This window comes from Pseudomonas sp. ANT_H4 (assembly GCF_008369295.1).
Lineage (GTDB): Bacteria > Pseudomonadota > Gammaproteobacteria > Pseudomonadales > Pseudomonadaceae > Aquipseudomonas.
Map to the genome: position 1 here is coordinate 450,340 of NZ_VOBG01000001.1, position 17,476 is coordinate 467,815.

Below are 17,476 nucleotides of genomic sequence, written 5' to 3' on the forward strand. Positions count from 1 at the left end.
TTTCGATGCCCCCTTCACACAACGTCATGGTGCTCTACACCGGTGGCACCATCGGCATGCAGGCCAGCGCCAACGGCCTGGTCCCTGCCTCCGGTTTTGAAGCGCGGATGGCCGATTACCTCGCCAGCCAACCTCAACTCAAAGTGCCCGCCTGGCGCTTGCGGGAAATGTCGCCGCTAATCGACAGCGCCAACATGACCCCCGCCTACTGGCAGCGTTTGCGTATCGCCGTGATCGAAGCGGTGGATGAAGGCTACGATGCCGTGCTCATCCTGCACGGCACCGACACGCTGGCCTACAGCGCGGCCGCCATGAGCTTCCAACTGCTGGGCCTGCCGGCGTCGGTGCTGTTCACCGGTTCCATGTTGCCGGCCGGCGTGCCCGACAGCGATGCCTGGGAAAACGTCAGTGGTGCCCTGGTTGCCCTGGGCAACGGCCTGGCGCCGGGTGTTCAGCTGTACTTCCATGGCGAGCTTTTGGCCCCGACCCGCTGCGCGAAGATTCGCAGTTTTGGCCGGCATCCGTTTGCCACCTTGCAGCGCAACAGCGGCGTGGCCAAGGCCGATTCAATTCCCCAGGCCCTGAGTTATCGTCACGATAAAGCACTCGCCAGCGTCGGCGTGCTGCCCCTGGTGCCCGGCATTGACGCTGCGCAACTCGATGGCCTGATCAACAGCGGCATTCAAGCACTGGTGCTGGAATGTTTTGGCAGCGGCACCGGGCCCAGCGATAACCCTGAGTTTCTCGCCAGCCTCAAGCGGGCCCGGGATCAGGGCGTCGTGGTCGTGGCGATTACCCAATGCCATGAAGGCGGTGTGGAGCTGGATGTGTATGAGGCCGGCAGCCGCTTGCGTGGCGTTGGCGTGTTGTCGGGCGGCGGCATGACCCGTGAAGCAGCGTTCGGCAAGCTCAATGCATTGATCGGTGCCGGGCTTGCATCCGCCGAAATCCGCCGACTGGTGGAACTGGACCTGTGTGGCGAGCTGAACTGATCGTCAGCGGCTGCGGCATGTAACTTGCTCTCTTCCAGCCAACCATTGGCTGGAAGCCTCCATGCTTCACTCTCACCTCACCACCCTCAACGCTGTCTCACTGGTACTCAATACCTTCAAGGCCGAAGGCGTACCCAGCGAGGCGCTGCTGGCCGGCAGCGGTATCTGTGGCGCGGACTTGAGCCGTGCTGACACGCGCATCACCACCAATCAGGAGATGCGTGTCTGCGCCAATGCCGTGGCCCTACGCCGAGACATCGGCCTGGAACTGGGCCAGCGCATGCATGTGTCGTCCTACGGCATACTTGGCTATGCGCTACTGACCAGTGCCACCTTCGGTGACGCTTTGCGCCAGGCCCTGCGCTACCCGGCGCTGTTGGGAACACTTTTTGAGTTGCGCCTGGAGGAAGACGGCCAACGGATCTGGTTCACTGCCAGCGATTATCGGGAAAATCCGGCGCTGACTGAGTTCAATGTCGAGTTTTGCCTGGTCTCGCTGAAAGTCATCTGTGACGATCTGCTTGGCCAGCCCCTGCCCTTGCTCGGCGCCCGGTTCGAACACTGCGCCCCCGACTACAAGACGCGTTATGCCGAGAGCTTCGACTGCCCATTGCAGTTTGAAGCCACCGCCAATGCCTTCGCCTTCGACCGGCACTGGCTTGATCAGCCATTGCCCCTGGCCGATGCCATCACCCACCAGGCCATGGCCGAGCGCTGCCGCAAGCAAAACACCGAGTTCACCGGACGCCAGGCCTGGCTGGGGCGGGTGCGCCTGCTGCTCGGCGCACAATTAAACGCGGCACCGGGCATTGATGGATTGGCCGAGCAGATGAACTGTTCCCCCCGCACCTTGCGCCGCCATCTCCATGACCTGGGCTGCAGCTACCAGGAACTGCTGGACGAGCTACGCTTCGAGCGGGCCAAACAGTTGTTGGGAGCGGATGAACTGCCGATCTACCGGATCGCCGAGCAACTGGGTTTCAGCGAAACCGCCAGTTTCCGGCATGCCTTTATTCGCTGGAGCGGAGTCGCACCGAGTCAGTTTCGGCCTTGATGCGCCATGGGTGGGCGCGGCTGCTTCATTGAGGGGCGAATAACGGACACATACATTGGCCATATTGATCCCCTTTTGGCCGCTCCTGCCGTTCTCCAAAACCCGGCACGCCGCAACACTGCAAGGCACACCCGTGAGCCTTTGGAGAACAACAATATGCTGACGATCTACTCAGACGATCATCATCTGCACCACGGCCGTTGCGAGTTGATGGACGGGCAATTGATGCCCTGCTTCGAAATGCCCTCCCGGGCCGACCATGTACTGCAACGGGTCAAGGATCGCGACCTGGGCCCGGTGCGGGCGCCCCAGGACTTTGGCCTGGCACCGCTGCAACGCATCCACAGCCGCGACTACCTGGACTTCTTCAAAGGTGCCTGGCAACGCTGGACCGAATTTGGCCAGGACGGCGACCTGCTGCCCTACACTTGGCCTGCCCGCACCTTGCGCCGCGTGTTGCCCACTAGCCTGCATGGCCAGTTGGGTTATTACAGCTTCGACGGTGGCGCGCCGATCACCGCCGGCACCTGGCAAGCAGCCTACAGCGCCGCTCAAGTGGCGCTGACGGCTCAACAGGCCATCCAACAAGGCGCCCGTAGCGCCTTTGCCCTGTGCCGTCCACCGGGACACCACGCCGCCGGCGACTTGATGGGCGGCTATTGCTACCTCAACAACGCCGCCATCGCCGCTCAGGCATTTCTCGACCAAGGCCATAAAAAGGTCGCGATCCTCGATGTGGATTACCACCACGGCAACGGCACCCAATCGATTTTCTATGAGCGCAGCGACGTGCTGTTTACCTCGATCCACGGCCACCCGGAGGCGGAGTTTCCATTTTTCCTGGGCTATGGCGACGAAGTGGGCGAAGGGGCTGGCGAAGGCTTCAACTTCAACTATCCGCTGCCGGCAGGTTCAGGCTGGGACAGTTGGAGCGCGGCCCTGGAGCAGGCCTGCCAGGAGATCGACCGCTACGGCGCTGACATCATCGTGGTCTCCCTAGGCGTGGACACCTTCAAGGACGACCCCATTTCCCAGTTCAAGCTCGACAGCCCGGACTACCTGGCGATGGGCCGACGCATCGCCCAATTGGGCAAGCCGACGCTGTTCGTGATGGAAGGCGGCTACGCCGTGGAAGAAATCGGCATCAATGCCGTCAACGTACTCGAAGGTTTTGAACACGAGGGATCTGCACAATGAACACGCTCAAGTATCTGCTCCTGTGCGCTGCGCTCCTTGGGGGCACCGTCCAGGCCGAAGAGAAAACCCTGCGGGTTTACAACTGGTTCGACTACATCACCCCCAAGGCCCTGGAGGATTTCAAGGCGCAGAACCCTGCGATCAAGCTGGTCTACGACATCTTCGACACCAATGAAGCCCTGGAAGCCAAGCTTTTGACCGGCAACTCCGGCTATGACGTGGTGGTACCGTCCAATGTGTTCCTGGCCAAGCAGATCGAGGCCGGGGTGTTCCAGCCCCTGGACCGCGCCCAGTTACCCAACTGGAACCACCTCGATCCCAAGTTGATGAAGCTGATCGAAACCAACGATCCCGGTAACAAATTCGCCGTGCCCTACATGTACGGCACCATCCTCATCGGTTTCAACCCGGACAAGGTCAAGGCCGCGCTGGGAACCGACGCGCCGGTGGACAGCTGGGACCTGATCTTTAAGGAAGAGAACATCAGCAAGCTCAAGCAGTGCGGCGTCGCCCTGCTGGATTCGCCTTCGGAAATCTTGCCCCTGGCCTTGCAGCATCTGGGCCTGGACCCCAACAGCAGCAACCCCAAGGACTATGTCAAGGCCGAAACGCTGCTGATGAAAATCCGCCCCTACATCACCTACTTCCACTCCTCCAAGTACATGGCAGATATCGCCAACGGTGACATCTGCGTGGCGGTCGGCTACTCCGGCAGCTTCTCCCAGGCCGCCAACCGCGCCAAGGAGGCGAAGAACGGCGTGACCGTGGACATGCGCCTGCCCAAGGAAGGCGCGCCGATCTGGTTCGACATGCTCGCCATTCCCAAGGGCGCGAAAAACCCGCAGGACGCCTACACCTTCATCAACTACCTGCTGCAACCCCAGGTGATTGCTCCCGTCAGCGACTTCGTCGGCTACCCCAACCCCAACAAGGATGCCACCGAGTTGGTCGACCCGGCGATCCGCAACAACCCCAACCTGTACCCCACCGAGGCAGCAATGGCCACGCTGTACACCTTGAAACCCTTGGGCCGTGACGCCGAACGCGCCAGGACCCGCGTCTGGACCAAGATCAAATCCGGGACCTGAGCCACACACCCTCAAGGTTGAGCACTCGGTGCGTTATCGGACCTGCCACGCCCTGCGCAACCGCACCAGCGCAGCGGCGATGGCGGCCTCGGGCACAGCAGCAAAACCCAACACCAGCCCGGCGCGCTGATCAGGCGCAGTGCTGGAGTCGGGCAGCCAATAATTGCTCAAGCCATTGATCTCGACATCCACCGCGCGGGCCTGGTCCAGCAACTCATGCTCACGGGCCAGGCTGTCGACTCGTACCGTGAGGTGCAGCCCTGCCATGACGTTGGGCAGGCTGCCCACGCCTGGCACATCGACGGGCCAGCCGGCCAGCAAGGCGTTGCGCCGGCTCAGCGCGGCGCGACGCATGCGCCGGATGTGTCGCTGAAAATGCCCCGCCGCCATGAACTCGGCCATTACCGCCTGAGTGCTGACTTCCGAGTGCCGCACGTCCACGGCGCGGCGCTGGGCGAAGGCATTCACCAATCCCTGTGGAAGCACCAGGTAACCCAGGCGCAGCGCGGGAAAGGCGACTTTGCCGAAGGTACCGACGTAGAGCACTCGCCCGCTGCGGTCCAAGGCCGCCAACGGTGCCAGGGGCGCGCCGCTGTAGCGGTATTCGCCGTCATAGTCGTCCTCGACGATCCAGCCGCCGCTGCGCTCGGCCCAGGCCAGCAATTCCAGGCGCCGGGCCAGGCTCATGACCACGCCCATCGGGTACTGATGGGACGGTGTGACGTAGGCCAGGTGACAAGCACTGAGTGCATTCAATGCGGTGCAGTCGATGCCGTCACTGTCCACCGCCACGCCGTGGAGTTTCGCCCCGGCAATGGCGAAGGCGTGACCTGCCGCCCGATAGCCCGGATTTTCAATCGCCACCGTGTCCCCAGGCGCCACCAGCAGCTGTGCACAAAGGCTAATTGCCTGTTGCGCGCCGCTGGTGATCACTATTTGCTCAGCCGTGCATTGCATACCCCTGGAACTGCGCAGGTAGGCCGCTATCAGCCCACGCAGTCGCTCATCCCCCGCCGGGTCGCCATAACACAGTTGCTGCAGGTCTGGCTTGCGCCAGAAAGCCGCACTCAGCTTGGCCCATACGTCAAACGGGAACAGATCGAAGGCCGGTACGCCGACGCGAAAAGCCCGCGGCGGGCCGGTGGGTGGCAGGGGTAAATGGTTGTTTTCCAGCCGCCCCAACGCCGGGCTGTGGATAACTTCACTGGATGAAAATCCAGGTGAATTCGGTGCAATTGTGGATAAGGCTGGGGATAAGCCTGTTGATAACCCTGTGGATGGTTTTGTGGATAGTTTTTTGGCTGCCCCTGGGGTTTGCGGCAATTGAGCCACATAAGTCCCGTCGCCGACCCGCCCTTCGATAAAGCCTTCGGCGTAGAGCTGGTCGTAGGCGCGCACCACGCTGTTGCGGGAGATCGACAGCGCCATCGCCAGGTCACGGCTGGCCGGTAGCCGGGTTCCGCTGACCAGCCGCCCATCCAGCACCCGCATTCGCAACACCTGGTAAAGCTGGTGCGTCAGGCCCTGGCGACGGTCCAGCTCAATGCCGGCGGGGTTGAACGACAGTGGGGGCTCTATCGGAGGCATAGCAGGCATTCCAGAAAATTGGACCTATCAAATTGACCAAAGATGGCTCTTACAACGAACCATTAGCCTGCCTAGGATGTAACCATTCGCCAAGGAAAATCTTCATGTACACACCCCGTGCCTTCACCCTCGACGATTTGCCCCAATTGCAGCAACTGATCCAGCACACACGCTTGGCGCAGTTGGTGACGTTTGGTGAACATGGCCTGCAAGCCAGCCACTTGCCGCTGCTGCTTAACCCCGATGAAGGCCCTAGCGGCACGCTGTACGGGCACTTGGCCAAGGCCAATCGGCAGTGGCAGGACCTGCAGAATGGCAGCGAGGCGCTGGTGATTTTTGCCGGCGCCGAGGCCTACGTCAGCCCGGCGTTTTACCCGGCCAAGGCCGAGCACGGCAAAGTGGTGCCCACCTGGAATTACCTGGCGGTGCATGCTTACGGCCAGGCTGAGGTGTTCACCGATGCCCAGCGCTTGCTCACCCTGGTCAGCGCCCTGACCGACCGTCACGAGTCTGGCCGTGCCCAGCCGTGGAAGGTGACTGACGCGCCGGCCGACTACATTGAAGGCATGCTCAAGGCCATCGTCGGCTTCGCCCTGCCGATCCAGCGCCTGGAAGGCAAACGCAAACTCAGCCAAAACCGCAGCGCGGCGGATATCGCCGGTGTTCGTGAAGGGTTGGCCGCCAGCACCGACGTGCGCGACCAGACCCTCGCCCGACTCATTCCTTAAGGAGCCCCATCATGAGCCCGATCGAGATCCGCCAGGTTAGCGCCACCGACCAGGTTGCCTGGCTGGCGCTGTGGCAGGCGTACCTGCGCTTCTACAACACCGAACTGCCGGATGCCGTCAGCCAGAGCACCTGGCAGCGCCTGATCAACGCCAACGAGCCAACTCACTCGGCCCTGGCCTGGCAAGACGGCACGGCCGTGGGCATGGTCAACTTCATCTACCATCGCTCCAACTGGAGCATCGAGAACTCCTGCTACCTGCAGGACTTGCTGGTGGACCCAGCGCAACGGGGCACCGGCATAGGCCGCAAGCTGATCGAATTCGTCTACGCCACCGCCAAGGCCGATAGCTGTTGCAAGGTCCACTGGCTGACCCATGAGACCAACGCCACGGCCATCCAATTGTACGAACGTATTGCCGAACGCCCCGGCTTCATTCAGTTTCGCAAAGGTCTTTAAGGAGAGCCGCATGACAACAACGCTTGCAGACTGGAAAGGGGCTCCCGCACCCACCATTACCCTCATCGAGGGGCGCTTTATCCGCCTGGAAAAGCTTGACCCCGTCCGCCACGGCGACGGCCTGTGGCAAGCCCTCGAAGGCCCCGGTGCCGATCCCAAGCTGTGGGACTATTTGCCCTACGGCCCCTTCCCCGAGCGCGGCGCCTTCGATGCCTGGTTGAACAACCACGCGGCCAACAGCGACCCGTACTTCTTCTGCGTGATCGACCGCGCCAGTGGCGACGTGCAGGGCATCCTCAGCCTGATGTCCATCGTCTCGGCCCAGGGCCGCATCGAAATCGGCCACGTCACCTTCGGCGCACCGATGCAGCGCTCGCCCAAAAGCACCGAGGCGGTGTACCTGCTGGCCAAGCATTCGTTTGAACTGGGCTACCGTCGCCTGGAGTGGAAGTGCAACAACGGCAACGCCCGCTCCAAGTACGCGGCCGAGCGGTTGGGCTTCAGTTTTGAAGGCGTGTTTCGCCAGCACATGGTGGTCAAGGGGCAGAATCGGGATACAGCGTGGTATTCGATCCTGGACTCGGAATGGCCAGCGATTGGGGCGGGATTCAAGCGGTGGCTTTCGGATGAGAATCAGACAGGTTCGGGCCAACTGAAGACGCTGGTTGAGTGCCGCAGCTAGCCAAATGATCGTTCCCACTCGTGAGAACGATCAATGTCGCCTAGATACTGCGCCGAACCTTCACCACCCCCATCTTTAATCCAAACGGCCTGAACACCGCATTCAACGATTTCAGCGTCTGATTACCCTCACCATGTTCGATATGCACCAAGGTGCGCACAGAAATTTTGCACATCTTGGCGAACTGGCTTTGGTGCAGGCCGGTGACTTCGGTTCGCAGGCGGCGTACGGCTTCGCCTATTTCGAGTGTGCCTTGGGCCAGCCCTTGCTCGATGCTCTCGATGACGAGTGCACGTTGCTCAATGGAAAGACTCATCTCAGCCCCCAGTCGGTCAGACGTTGGTCCAAGTCGCGCAGTGCGATGCGCGGGTGACTCCAGGTCACCTGTGGCAAGCCACTGGCAACCAGAATGTCCGGCAAAGCCCTCAGTACTTCGGCATCTTGGCGCAGCCGTTCGAAGGCCTGAATGGGTTCAACCACCTGCGAAAGTGCCTCGCAAACACCACGCCAGTTGATGTCTCCCGCCACTTCCAGTAGGCCGGGCCATTTCATTGTGCGGGTGATGCCTTCATCATCCATGACCATGGGTGCCAGGTCGTAAATAGGCGCGAGGCGCAAGCTGTCTTGCCCACGGATGATGGACGTGTTGCGCCCATGATTATCCGAGTTCCCCAATATCTTGTTCAGCAAGTCGCGCCGTAGATAATCGGCGACCAAATCGGCCACTTGACCATCCTGGCCAGCTGCTTTCCATAAATCGACCAACAGGTGCACCACCTTCACATGGTCCATGGAACTGCCGGGCGCCGTGACACCTGCCGCCGAGTAAATCGACTCGACCGCGAAACGCTCCACGCCTTGGACGCCAACTGCGCGATCAAATCGGTGCATCCATAAACTGGGCTTGGAGGCCTCCTCCAGCGCCAGCCCCTGGGCTGCGACGGTCTCAATCCCAAGCGACTGCAGGGCCCTGTAGTAGTGGTATTCACTTCTGAGAATATCTTGGTCCCGCTGTAAACCTTGATTGCGAGCGAACTTGATAAACCAATGCTGGCTGACCTGGTCGTCATCCAGTACCGCATCGGGATACAAAAGCCCGTCATGATTTTGAGTCATGAGCAATTTGGGCGCCTCGCCGCCCGCACCCGTCGCACCGCCAATGGCCGCACCTTGTTCATAGGCGTATTCGAGGAAGCGGTTATCACGCTCGATTACGTCTTGGCGTGCAAATCCGATGGCGGGCCGACCGCCCTCCCCCCGAACAGATTCCTTGATACGCATATGCCCGATGGGAGCAGGCGTACTGCGCGCCAGCAGAAACAAGTCGGCACTGATGCCGTCAGGCTTTTCACCGGCCATACGATTTAAAAGGAAGCGTTTGGCAGCACCTGCCGGTGCAATGTCGTACAGGAAGGCGGGGGCATGCTTGAGCGACTCCTGCCCCCAGGTTGGCGGCACTCTGACGCTGACTGACGCAGCAAACAGGGTTTCAATTCGGTCCAGGTGATCAGCCAGATAGGCAGACTCGTATCCAAAACGGCAAGGGCTGGCAAAACCGCTTTGCGGTTCGGCAAACTCCAGGATCATTGCGTCCTGCCAAAGTCCGGCATCAAAAACTTGTAGCGTCAGTTTAAAAGTCGATTCCATCTGCAATTTAATGCGCCTAAATATCAGTTAAGGTCGGCTGATTTGCAATATAGTGCATAAATCTAATCTATGCAGACTGATAGACGCAATAAAATGCGTACTTGTCGTTCAGACATCGAAAAAACCGCATTAAAGTGCAGATCCTTTACCCGTCATCTCCCCGACATAATCCTGTAAAAACCCTGCGCTATACAGGTCGACTCGTTTCCTACAACAAGGTCGTCCGCCATGCCCTTTTTGCCCCATCGTCTTGCGCTCGCCATCACCTTGCTGGCCGGCAGCAGTTACATTGAAGCGGCCCCGGCCCCAGTCAAGACGGTACAGATCGACACACCCACCACCACCGCGCAAACCCTGGGTGGCAGTGATTCGTTGACGATCTCGGCACCAGGCAGCATCACCACCGCCAAAGTTGCTGTCACCTTGAAGGACGGCACCAGCGCCAAGGGCGTGGTAATCGACAACGCGGGCAAGATCACGTCCACCGGTGGCCGGGCCATCGACAGTGCGGGCGACCTTGCCAACGCCCGCATTTACAGCATCTACAACCGCGCAGGCGGGGTGATCCAGGGCGCCAATGATGCGCTGCGCATCGACAGCAACTTCGCCAGCGGCAGCCTGTTGATCGATAACAGCGGCACCATTCGCTCCACCACCGGCCAAGGCCTGGACCTGGACGCGATCCGCAGCAGCAACGTCAGCACCACCATCATCAACCGCGCAGGCGGGCTGATTCGTGGTGAGGCCAGTGACGGCATGAAAACCGGTGCCAACGCTACCATCACCAACTACGGCGAAATTTCCACCGGCGATACTCACTCCCGGGATGACAAGTTCGACGGTGTCGACATTGATTCGGCCAGCGGCGTAACCGTAACCAACTACGGGACCATTTCCGGTGGTCGTCACGGCATCACCACTGACCTGGGTGCAACGCTGGCCAACTACGGCACAGTGATCGGTCGCAATGGCTCGGGCTTTGGTTCCGACGGCGACGGCACGGTGATCAACCACGGCACCATCACCGGAGCGTTCTCCGGACTGCAACCCGATGGCGACGGTGACGGCGTGGACATCGACAAGATCGCCCATATCGAAAACTACGGAGTAATTCAGGGTGTGGGGGCCGGTGGCGTCGACAAGAACGGTTTTGCCAACGGCAGTGAAGGCATCGCCCTTGGCGGCGGCTATGTATTCAATGGTGTCGGTGCGCTGGTCAGTGGCGCCAACAACGCGATCCTCGTGGACGACGGCAGCGACGGTTCGGGACTGACGGCCACCACCCTGGAAAACCACGGCACCCTCCAGGGCCTGGATGGCTATGGCGTGAAGTTCGTCGGCGAGTTTGCCGACACCGTGATCAACGCAGGCCTCATCAGTGGCAGCAACGGCCTGGCCCTGGACCTGGGCGGCGGCGATGACAGCCTGATACTGCGCAATGGCAGCCGTTTTATCGGCGTGGTCGACGGCGGCACCGGGTACGACCGCCTCACAATGGATGACGCGACCGGCGCCAGCTTCGGTGACAGTCGCAACTTCGAATGGCTGAACGTCAAACAAGGCACCTGGACCCTTACCGGCAGCGGTGACTTCAGCGACGGCGGCGAGATTTTCAGTGGTGCCAAGCTGATCAACCAAGGCGGGATCAGCGGCAATATGACCGTCGATGAAGGCGGGGTTTATGCCGGTGGCGGCAGTGTCGCCAGCTTGCTCGTAAAAGGGACATTGCAGACCAATACCGCCCTCGGCACCGCCACCATCACCCGCGACCTGACCATGACCAGCGGCTCGACCCTTGCCTATGGCGTCAACGCCGACGGCAGCAGCGCCCCGATCAAGGTCGGCGGTACCGCCAACCTCAATGGCGCGACCCTGGCGGTCAATCCCGGCAGCGGCACTTACCCGTGGCAGAGCCACTACACGGTGCTGCAAGCGGGCAGCATCAACGGCAGCTTCGCCAAGGTCACCAGCGACTATGCCTTCCTCACCCCGACCCTGGATTACAGCGCCACTCAGGTCGGCCTGACGTACACCCGCAACGACGTGGCCTTCAATCAGCTCGCCAGCACCGGCAACGGCACCAGTGCCGCCAACAGCCTGGCGAGCCTGGGCAAGAACAACGCGCTGTATAACGCCCTGCTCAACACCACCAACACCAGCGCGGGCGCGGCCATTGAGCAACTGGCCGGCAGCAGCACTGCCAACCTGACCAGCGCCACCCTGGGTGCCAGCGCCCAAGTCGGCGGCAGCATGCTCGCGGCCATGCATCAATTGGGTGGCGGCGCAGGGCTGCTGGTGGGTCTTGATCAGCAGGACACGCCGGTTCTCGCCGCCAGCGGTGTTCCTGCTGCGGCGCGTAATCTCAACGATCCGAACGCCCAGGGCCGCCTGTGGCTGCAAGGTATCGGCAGCTACGGCAAGCTCGACGGCGACCACGCCAGCGACGGCCTGACCCAACGCACCAAGGGCAGCGTGCTCGGCGCCGATTGGGCGCTCAATCCTGAGTGGCGCGTGGGCGTATTGGGCGGCTACTCCAAGACGGATCTGGACACCACCGGTGTCGACGGCAGCGTAGACAGCTGGCATGCCGGCGTCTACGCCATGCGCCAAAGCGGGCCGCTGGCCTTGCGCTTGGGTGCTGCGTACAGCGGGCACCAAGGGGACAGCAAACGCACCGTGGCCTTCAACGGTTTCAGCGACCGCCCCAAAGGCGACTACGACGCCAACAGCCAACAAGCCTTCGTCGAACTGGGCTACGCCATGGGCAGCGGGCGCCTGAGTGCCGAGCCGTTCGCCAACCTCGGTTATCAGCGCTACCACCGTGACAGCTACAACGAAAAAGGCGGCGCCGCCGCCCTGCATGTCGACGGGCAAACCCAGGACAACGTCAGCAGCACCTTCGGTCTGCGCCTGGCGCACCTGAGCCAGCTGGAAAACGGCATCAGCCTCACGCCGCGAGCCAGTGCCGGCTGGAAACACACCTACGGCGACGTCGACAGCAGCACCCGCCAGGCCTTCCTGATGGGTGGCACGGGGTTCAATGTCGAAGGTAGCGCCCTGGATCGTGACAGTCTCATGCTCGAAGCCGGGCTGGATGTCGGCTTGTCAGCCCGCCATACCATCGGTGTGGGCTACAGTGGCGAAATAGGCAGTAACAGCCGCAATCATGGCGTCATGGGCCAATGGACCATGGCTTTCTGAAATACCCTTATCCCAGGCGAAAAAAAGGGGGCACATGCCCCCCGAGGTTTAAACGGTAGTTTCGAAGGCTGTGTATCAGCCTTCGATTTCGATCAGTATTTCGCCAGGGTTGACCCGGTCGCCCTTGGCCACGTGAACGGCGGTGACCTTGCCGGCAATCGCCGCCTGGACTTCAGTCTCCATCTTCATCGCTTCAGTGATCAGTACGGCCTGGCCGGCCTTGACTACGTCGCCTTCCTTGACCAGCACATCAACGATATTGCCCGGCATCGCGGTGCTGACATGGCCCGGCTCGCTGGCCTGTTTGCGCTTGCTGGTGCCGCCACCGACAAACTCGTTGAGCGGTTCGAACACCACTTCTTCCGGCATGCCGTCGATGGAAAGATAGAAGTGGCGCTTGCCTTCGGCCTTGACACCGACACCCGTGATGTCGACGCGGTAGCTCTCACCGTGAACATCGATGACGAACTCAGTCGGCACGCCTTCACCGCCAGCACGAACGACACCGCCGGCTTCGGGAATCGGCAACAGCACTTCCGGAGTCAAGGTGCCGGCTTCACGCTCTTCGAGGAACTTGCGCCCGATGTCCGGGAACATGGCGTAGGTCAGCACGTCTTCTTCGGACTTGGCCAATGCACCGATTTCGCCGCGCAACCTGGTCATTTCCGGCTTGAGCAGATCCGCCGGGCGCACGTCGATGACTTCTTCGCTGCCAATGGCCTGACGCCGCAGTTTTTCGTTCACGGTGCCCGGCGCCTTGCCGTAGCCGCCTTGCAGGTAGAGCTTCACCTCGTTGGTGATGGTCTTGTAGCGCTCGCCGGCCAGCACGTTGAAGAACGCCTGGGTACCGACGATTTGCGAAGTCGGTGTTACCAGCGGCGGGAAGCCGAGGTCTTCACGAACCCGTGGAATTTCGGCCAGCACTTCGCTCATGCGATTCAGTGCGCCCTGCTCTTTCAACTGGTTGGCCAGGTTGGAGATCATCCCGCCCGGCACCTGGTTGACTTGCACGCGGGTGTCGACGGCGGTGAATTCGCTTTCGAACTGGTGGTACTTCTTGCGCACGGCATAGAAGTACAGGCCGATTTCCTGCAACAACCCCAGGTCCAGGCCGGTGTCGAATTCGCTGCCTTTAAGGGCGGCGACCATCGACTCGGTGCCAGGGTGGCTGGTGCCCCAGGCGAAGCTGGAGATAGCGGTGTCGATATGGTCGGCGCCGTTTTCGATGGCCTTGAGTTGGCACATCGCGGCCAGGCCAGCGGTGTCGTGGGAGTGGATGAATACTGGCAGGCTTTGCTCGGTCTTCAGTGCCTTGACCAACTCGCCCGTGGCGTACGGGGTCAACAGACCAGCCATGTCCTTGATCGCCACCGAGTCGCAACCCATGGCTTCCATTTGCTTGGCCTGGGCCACGAACGCGCCGATGGTATGCACCGGGCTAGTGGTGTAGGCGATAGTGCCCTGGGCGTGTTTGCCGGCGGCCTTCACCGCTTCGATGGCGACCCGCAGGTTACGCACGTCGTTCATCGCATCAAAGATGCGGAACACGTCGACGCCGTTGACCGCGGCCTTGGCGACGAAGGCTTTGACCACGTCGTCGCTGTAGTGGCGGTAACCCAGCAGGTTCTGGCCGCGCAGGAGCATTTGCAGACGCGTGTTAGGCAACGCCGCACGCAGTTTGCGCAGGCGCTCCCACGGGTCTTCTTTCAGAAAGCGCACGCAGGCGTCGAAAGTCGCACCGCCCCAGACTTCCAGGGACCAGTAGCCAACTTTGTCGAGTTTGTCGCAGATCGGCAGCATGTCGTCGGTGCGCATGCGAGTCGCCAGCAACGATTGGTGGGCGTCGCGCAGGATGGTGTCTGTAACGAAGATTTTCTTAGTCATTGGTATCTCCTCATAGCGGCAAGTTTCAAGCTACAAGCTGCAAGAAAAAACCAATCGGCTCTTACTTGCCGCTTGCAGCTAAAAGCTTGCAGCTGCTTCATTCATAAGCCTGCGTGGGCGGCGATGGCGGCGGCGATGGCCAGGGCCAGCTCTTCGGGTTTGCGCTTGATCGAATAGTTGGTCAGCTCAGGGTGGCTTTCCACAAAACTGGTATTGAACTGGCCGCTACGGAATTCCGGGTTGCGCAGAATTTCCTGGTAGTACGCGGCAGTGGTCTTCACGCCTTGCAGGCGCATGTCGTCCAGGGCCCGCAGGCCACGGTCCATGGCCTCTTCCCAGGTCAACGCCCAGACCACAAGCTTCAGGCACATGGAGTCGTAGTACGGCGGAATGGTGTAGCCGGTATAGATCGCCGTGTCGGTGCGCACGCCGGGGCCGCCGGGAGCGTAGTAACGGGTGATCTTGCCGAAGCTGGGGAGGAAGTTGTTTTTCGGGTCTTCGGCGTTGATGCGAAACTGCAACGCGAAACCACGGTGCTGGATGTCTTCCTGCTTGACCGACAGCGGCAGGCCAGAGGCGATGCGGATTTGCTCACGGACAATGTCGATGCCGGTGATTTCTTCGGTGATGGTGTGTTCCACCTGCACCCGGGTGTTCATCTCCATGAAGTACACCTCGCCTTCGGCGAGCAAAAACTCCACGGTACCGGCGTTCTCATAGCCCACGGCCTTGGCGGCGCGCACGGACAGATCGCCAATATAGGCGCGCTGTTCAGGGGTTAGTTGCGGGCTTGGAGCGATTTCGATGAGCTTCTGGTTACGACGCTGGATCGAGCAGTCGCGCTCGAATAGATGTACGACGTTGCCAAAGCTGTCACCGAGGATCTGCGCCTCGATGTGCTTGGGATTGACGATGCATTTTTCCAGGAACACTTCCGCCGAACCGAAGGCCTTGGTGGCTTCGGAAATGACGCGGGGGAAGGCTTGTTCGAGTTCTTCAGGGCTGTTGCAGCGGCGAATACCGCGACCGCCACCACCGGAGGTGGCCTTGAGCATCACCGGGTAGCCGATGCGATCGCCTTCAGTCAGCGCTTCGGCGATGTCTGCAACGTTGCCTTCGGTGCCAGGCGTGACCGGCACGCCGGCCTTGATCATGCTGCGGCGGGCTTCGGTCTTGTCGCCCATGCGGCGAATGACTTCTGCCGACGGGCCAATGAATTTAATACCGCGCTCGGTGCAAATGTCTGCCAGCTCGGCGTTTTCCGAGAGGAAGCCATAGCCGGGGTGCAGCGCGTCGCAACCGGTTTCCACTGCCAGGTTCACCAGCTTGCGCGGGTTCAGGTAGCCGGCCAGGGGCTCGGCACCGATGCTGTGGGCCTCGTCGGCACGCTTTACATGCAGAGCGTGGCGATCGGCATCGGAATAGACCGCGACCGAACGGATACCCATCTCGGCGCAGGCACGCACGATACGTACGGCAATCTCACCACGGTTGGCGATCAGGATCTTTGTTATCACTTGGAAATTCCCTTGAGCCGATGGCTACCTTCGACCTGCTAGACCAGGTCGGCGCGTGACCAGATGTTTCAAGCCAGTCGCGTGACACACACTATGCGCATGTAGGGATTAACAAAAATCAATAATAATTGGGTTGTGTATAAGTAAAGACTTATAGTCAGCGCAATAGAAGCCTACTGGAGCGTTGTATTAATGCGTAAGTCATTGATGCGCATGACATTGCGTCAGTTACAGATTTTCAATGAGGTCTGTGATTTACGCTCCTACAGCCGTGCAGCCGAGGAAATGTCACTCACTCAACCGGCCGTCAGCCTGCAAATCAAGCAGCTGGAAGAGCTGGTAGGTCAGCCGCTGTTCGATTACGTCGGCAAAAAGCTCTACATGACCGAAGCCGCCGAAGCCCTGCAACGGGCCAGCCGAGATATTTTCGGGCGCCTGGAAAACCTCGACATGCAGCTCTCGGACATGCAGGGCTCGTTGCAAGGCCAACTAAAGCTGGCGGTGGAGTCCAGCGCCAAGTATTTCGTGCCGCACCTGTTCGCCGCCTTCAAGCGCCAACATCCAGAAGTTAACCTGCAGCTGACGGTGGTCAATCGCGCCCAAGTGATTCGAAGGCTTTCCGACAACCGCGATGACTTGGTCATCATGTCCATGGTGCCCCAGGACATGGGCCTGGAATTCCTGCCATTTCTCAACAACCCGATTGTGGCGGTGGCCCTGCCCGATCACCCGCTGAGTCAGCAAGCAACGCTGCGCTTGCAGGATCTTGAACCGTACACGCTGCTAGTGCGCGAACCCGGCTCCGGGACGCGCAAAGCCTGCGAAGAGTACTTCAAGGAAAAACGCGTGCACTTCACCCAGACGGTGGAAGTGGCCTCGGCGGAGGCGCAGCGCGAATGCGTAGTCGCAGGTTTGGGCGTAGCGCTGCTGACGCGCCACGCCCTGAACCTGGAACTGGCCACCGGCGGGCTCAAGGAGCTGCCGGTAGAAGAACTGCCGCTGTACCGCAGTTGGTGCCTGGTGCAGGCCAAAGCCAAGCGCCTGTCACCAGTGGCCCATGCGTTTCTGGGCTTTATCCGCAGCGAGCGAGTGCAGATCAGCGCCCTGGCTGAGCGCTTCGCAGGGCTGCCGCTGGCGCCTGCCAATGCAGTTCCGGATAGTCGGTGATGTCCTGAAGCAATTGGCGCTGGTCACAGTGGTCTTCAATTGCGCGACGGAACGCCATGCGGCGCTGGTCTTCCTGTTGGCGACGAGTCTTGAGGGTGCTGCTTTCTTCGTATTGCCGGGCCATTTCGAGTCTCCCTATGCGAGTACGGGGAGTTCAGAGTGGGCCCTTCGGATGACGATTTAGCGGCGTGGGGATGACAGGGATGTGAAAGTTGCCCTGCGGCGAGCGGGCTTGTCGGATCGCCGCGTTGGGCTGCGCAGTAGCCCTAAAACC

General features: G+C 60.8%; 15 protein-coding genes. 9 read left to right on the top strand and 6 right to left on the bottom strand.

All coding sequences use genetic code 11. The features are described 5' to 3' along the window. Nucleotides 1–5: 5 nt before the first annotated feature. The 4 genes from FQ182_RS02175 (at nt 6) to FQ182_RS02190 (ending at nt 4,331) form a co-directional block, all read left to right on the top strand. A complete protein-coding gene (locus FQ182_RS02175; RefSeq protein ID WP_149412538.1) occupies nt 6–992 on the top strand; it encodes an asparaginase in 987 nt (328 codons plus the stop codon). 61 nt (nt 993–1,053) lie between these two features. Continuing rightward, complete coding sequence (locus tag FQ182_RS02180; RefSeq protein ID WP_149412537.1) at nt 1,054–2,046, top strand: AraC family transcriptional regulator; 993 nt, start codon at nt 1,054–1,056, stop codon at nt 2,044–2,046. 156 nt (nt 2,047–2,202) lie between these two features. Further along, on the top strand, nt 2,203–3,243 hold the full coding sequence (locus FQ182_RS02185; RefSeq protein ID WP_149412536.1) for a histone deacetylase family protein: 1,041 nt from the start codon (nt 2,203–2,205) through the stop codon (nt 3,241–3,243). Continuing rightward, nucleotides 3,240–4,331 carry a polyamine ABC transporter substrate-binding protein gene (locus FQ182_RS02190; RefSeq protein ID WP_149412535.1) on the top strand — a complete coding sequence of 364 codons (1,092 nt, stop codon included), beginning with the start codon at nt 3,240–3,242 and terminating at the stop codon, nt 4,329–4,331. The genes FQ182_RS02185 and FQ182_RS02190 overlap by 4 nt, the downstream gene beginning before the upstream one ends. 33 nt (nt 4,332–4,364) lie before the next feature. On the opposite strand, the gene FQ182_RS02195 is transcribed toward FQ182_RS02190, so the two are convergent. Continuing rightward, nucleotides 4,365–5,918: a PLP-dependent aminotransferase family protein gene (locus FQ182_RS02195; protein ID WP_149412534.1), complete on the bottom strand. Its 1,554-nt coding sequence runs from the start codon at nt 5,916–5,918 to the stop codon at nt 4,365–4,367. Between the two features lie 104 nt (nt 5,919–6,022). On the opposite strand from FQ182_RS02195, the gene FQ182_RS02200 reads away from it, so the two are divergent. The 3 genes from FQ182_RS02200 to FQ182_RS02210 are packed head-to-tail and all read left to right on the top strand — an operon-like array spanning nt 6,023 to nt 7,786. Next, nucleotides 6,023–6,646, top strand: a complete 624-nt coding sequence (locus FQ182_RS02200; RefSeq protein WP_149412533.1) for an FMN-binding negative transcriptional regulator — start codon at nt 6,023–6,025, stop codon at nt 6,644–6,646. 11 nt (nt 6,647–6,657) lie between these two features. Then, complete coding sequence (locus tag FQ182_RS02205) at nt 6,658–7,104, top strand: GNAT family N-acetyltransferase (RefSeq protein WP_149412532.1); 447 nt, start codon at nt 6,658–6,660, stop codon at nt 7,102–7,104. 10 nt (nt 7,105–7,114) lie between these two features. Then, nucleotides 7,115–7,786, top strand: coding sequence for a GNAT family N-acetyltransferase (locus tag FQ182_RS02210; protein ID WP_149412531.1), 672 nt, complete (start codon nt 7,115–7,117; stop codon nt 7,784–7,786). A gap of 40 nt (nt 7,787–7,826) precedes the next feature. Here FQ182_RS02210 and FQ182_RS02215 read toward each other — a convergent pair whose 3' ends face one another. Together FQ182_RS02215 and FQ182_RS02220 are read right to left on the bottom strand one after the other, a co-directional pair. Further along, nucleotides 7,827–8,102 carry a helix-turn-helix domain-containing protein gene (locus tag FQ182_RS02215; protein ID WP_149412530.1) on the bottom strand — a complete coding sequence of 92 codons (276 nt, stop codon included), beginning with the start codon at nt 8,100–8,102 and terminating at the stop codon, nt 7,827–7,829. Then, nucleotides 8,099–9,433 carry a HipA domain-containing protein gene (locus tag FQ182_RS02220; protein WP_256666173.1) on the bottom strand — a complete coding sequence of 445 codons (1,335 nt, stop codon included), beginning with the start codon at nt 9,431–9,433 and terminating at the stop codon, nt 8,099–8,101. Before FQ182_RS02220 ends, FQ182_RS02215 begins: the two co-directional genes overlap by 4 nt. A 228-nt stretch (nt 9,434–9,661) precedes the next feature. On the opposite strand from FQ182_RS02220, the gene FQ182_RS02225 reads away from it, so the two are divergent. Continuing rightward, nucleotides 9,662–12,634 carry an autotransporter domain-containing protein gene (locus FQ182_RS02225; RefSeq protein ID WP_149412529.1) on the top strand — a complete coding sequence of 991 codons (2,973 nt, stop codon included), beginning with the start codon at nt 9,662–9,664 and terminating at the stop codon, nt 12,632–12,634. 75 nt (nt 12,635–12,709) lie between these two features. On the opposite strand, the gene oadA is transcribed toward FQ182_RS02225, so the two are convergent. Further along, the gene (gene oadA / locus FQ182_RS02230) at nt 12,710–14,518 is read right to left on the bottom strand and encodes a sodium-extruding oxaloacetate decarboxylase subunit alpha (RefSeq protein ID WP_149412528.1); all 1,809 of its coding nucleotides are present in this window, start codon (nt 14,516–14,518) and stop codon (nt 12,710–12,712) included. 101 nt (nt 14,519–14,619) lie between these two features. After that, a complete protein-coding gene (locus FQ182_RS02235) occupies nt 14,620–16,035 on the bottom strand; it encodes an acetyl-CoA carboxylase biotin carboxylase subunit (protein ID WP_149412527.1) in 1,416 nt (471 codons plus the stop codon). A gap of 207 nt (nt 16,036–16,242) precedes the next feature. Between FQ182_RS02235 and FQ182_RS02240 the strand changes: the two genes are divergently transcribed. After that, nucleotides 16,243–17,202 (top strand): LysR family transcriptional regulator, encoded by a 960-nt coding sequence (locus tag FQ182_RS02240; protein WP_178114376.1) that lies wholly within the window; start codon nt 16,243–16,245, stop codon nt 17,200–17,202. On the opposite strand, the gene FQ182_RS02245 is transcribed toward FQ182_RS02240, so the two are convergent. Beyond that, the gene (locus FQ182_RS02245) at nt 17,132–17,326 is read right to left on the bottom strand and encodes a PA3496 family putative envelope integrity protein (protein WP_149412525.1); all 195 of its coding nucleotides are present in this window, start codon (nt 17,324–17,326) and stop codon (nt 17,132–17,134) included. The genes FQ182_RS02240 and FQ182_RS02245 overlap by 71 nt on opposite strands. Between the last annotated feature and the right edge of the window lie 150 nt (nt 17,327–17,476).

What these genes read in the sequence shown, in the direction of transcription:
- FQ182_RS02175 (WP_149412538.1), top strand. Translation starts at nt 6, where the DNA reads ATGCCCCCTTCACACAACGTCATGGTGCTCTACACCGGTGGCACCATC.
- FQ182_RS02180 (WP_149412537.1), top strand. Translation starts at nt 1,054, where the DNA reads ATGCTTCACTCTCACCTCACCACCCTCAACGCTGTCTCACTGGTACTC.
- FQ182_RS02185 (WP_149412536.1), top strand. Translation starts at nt 2,203, where the DNA reads ATGCTGACGATCTACTCAGACGATCATCATCTGCACCACGGCCGTTGC.
- FQ182_RS02190 (WP_149412535.1), top strand. Translation starts at nt 3,240, where the DNA reads ATGAACACGCTCAAGTATCTGCTCCTGTGCGCTGCGCTCCTTGGGGGC.
- FQ182_RS02195 (WP_149412534.1), bottom strand. Translation starts at nt 5,918, where the DNA reads ATGCCTCCGATAGAGCCCCCACTGTCGTTCAACCCCGCCGGCATTGAG.
- FQ182_RS02200 (WP_149412533.1), top strand. Translation starts at nt 6,023, where the DNA reads ATGTACACACCCCGTGCCTTCACCCTCGACGATTTGCCCCAATTGCAG.
- FQ182_RS02205 (WP_149412532.1), top strand. Translation starts at nt 6,658, where the DNA reads ATGAGCCCGATCGAGATCCGCCAGGTTAGCGCCACCGACCAGGTTGCC.
- FQ182_RS02210 (WP_149412531.1), top strand. Translation starts at nt 7,115, where the DNA reads ATGACAACAACGCTTGCAGACTGGAAAGGGGCTCCCGCACCCACCATT.
- FQ182_RS02215 (WP_149412530.1), bottom strand. Translation starts at nt 8,102, where the DNA reads ATGAGTCTTTCCATTGAGCAACGTGCACTCGTCATCGAGAGCATCGAG.
- FQ182_RS02220 (WP_256666173.1), bottom strand. Translation starts at nt 9,433, where the DNA reads ATGGAATCGACTTTTAAACTGACGCTACAAGTTTTTGATGCCGGACTT.
- FQ182_RS02225 (WP_149412529.1), top strand. Translation starts at nt 9,662, where the DNA reads ATGCCCTTTTTGCCCCATCGTCTTGCGCTCGCCATCACCTTGCTGGCC.
- oadA (WP_149412528.1), bottom strand. Translation starts at nt 14,518, where the DNA reads ATGACTAAGAAAATCTTCGTTACAGACACCATCCTGCGCGACGCCCAC.
- FQ182_RS02240 (WP_178114376.1), top strand. Translation starts at nt 16,243, where the DNA reads ATGCGCATGACATTGCGTCAGTTACAGATTTTCAATGAGGTCTGTGAT.
- FQ182_RS02245 (WP_149412525.1), bottom strand. Translation starts at nt 17,326, where the DNA reads ATGGCCCGGCAATACGAAGAAAGCAGCACCCTCAAGACTCGTCGCCAA.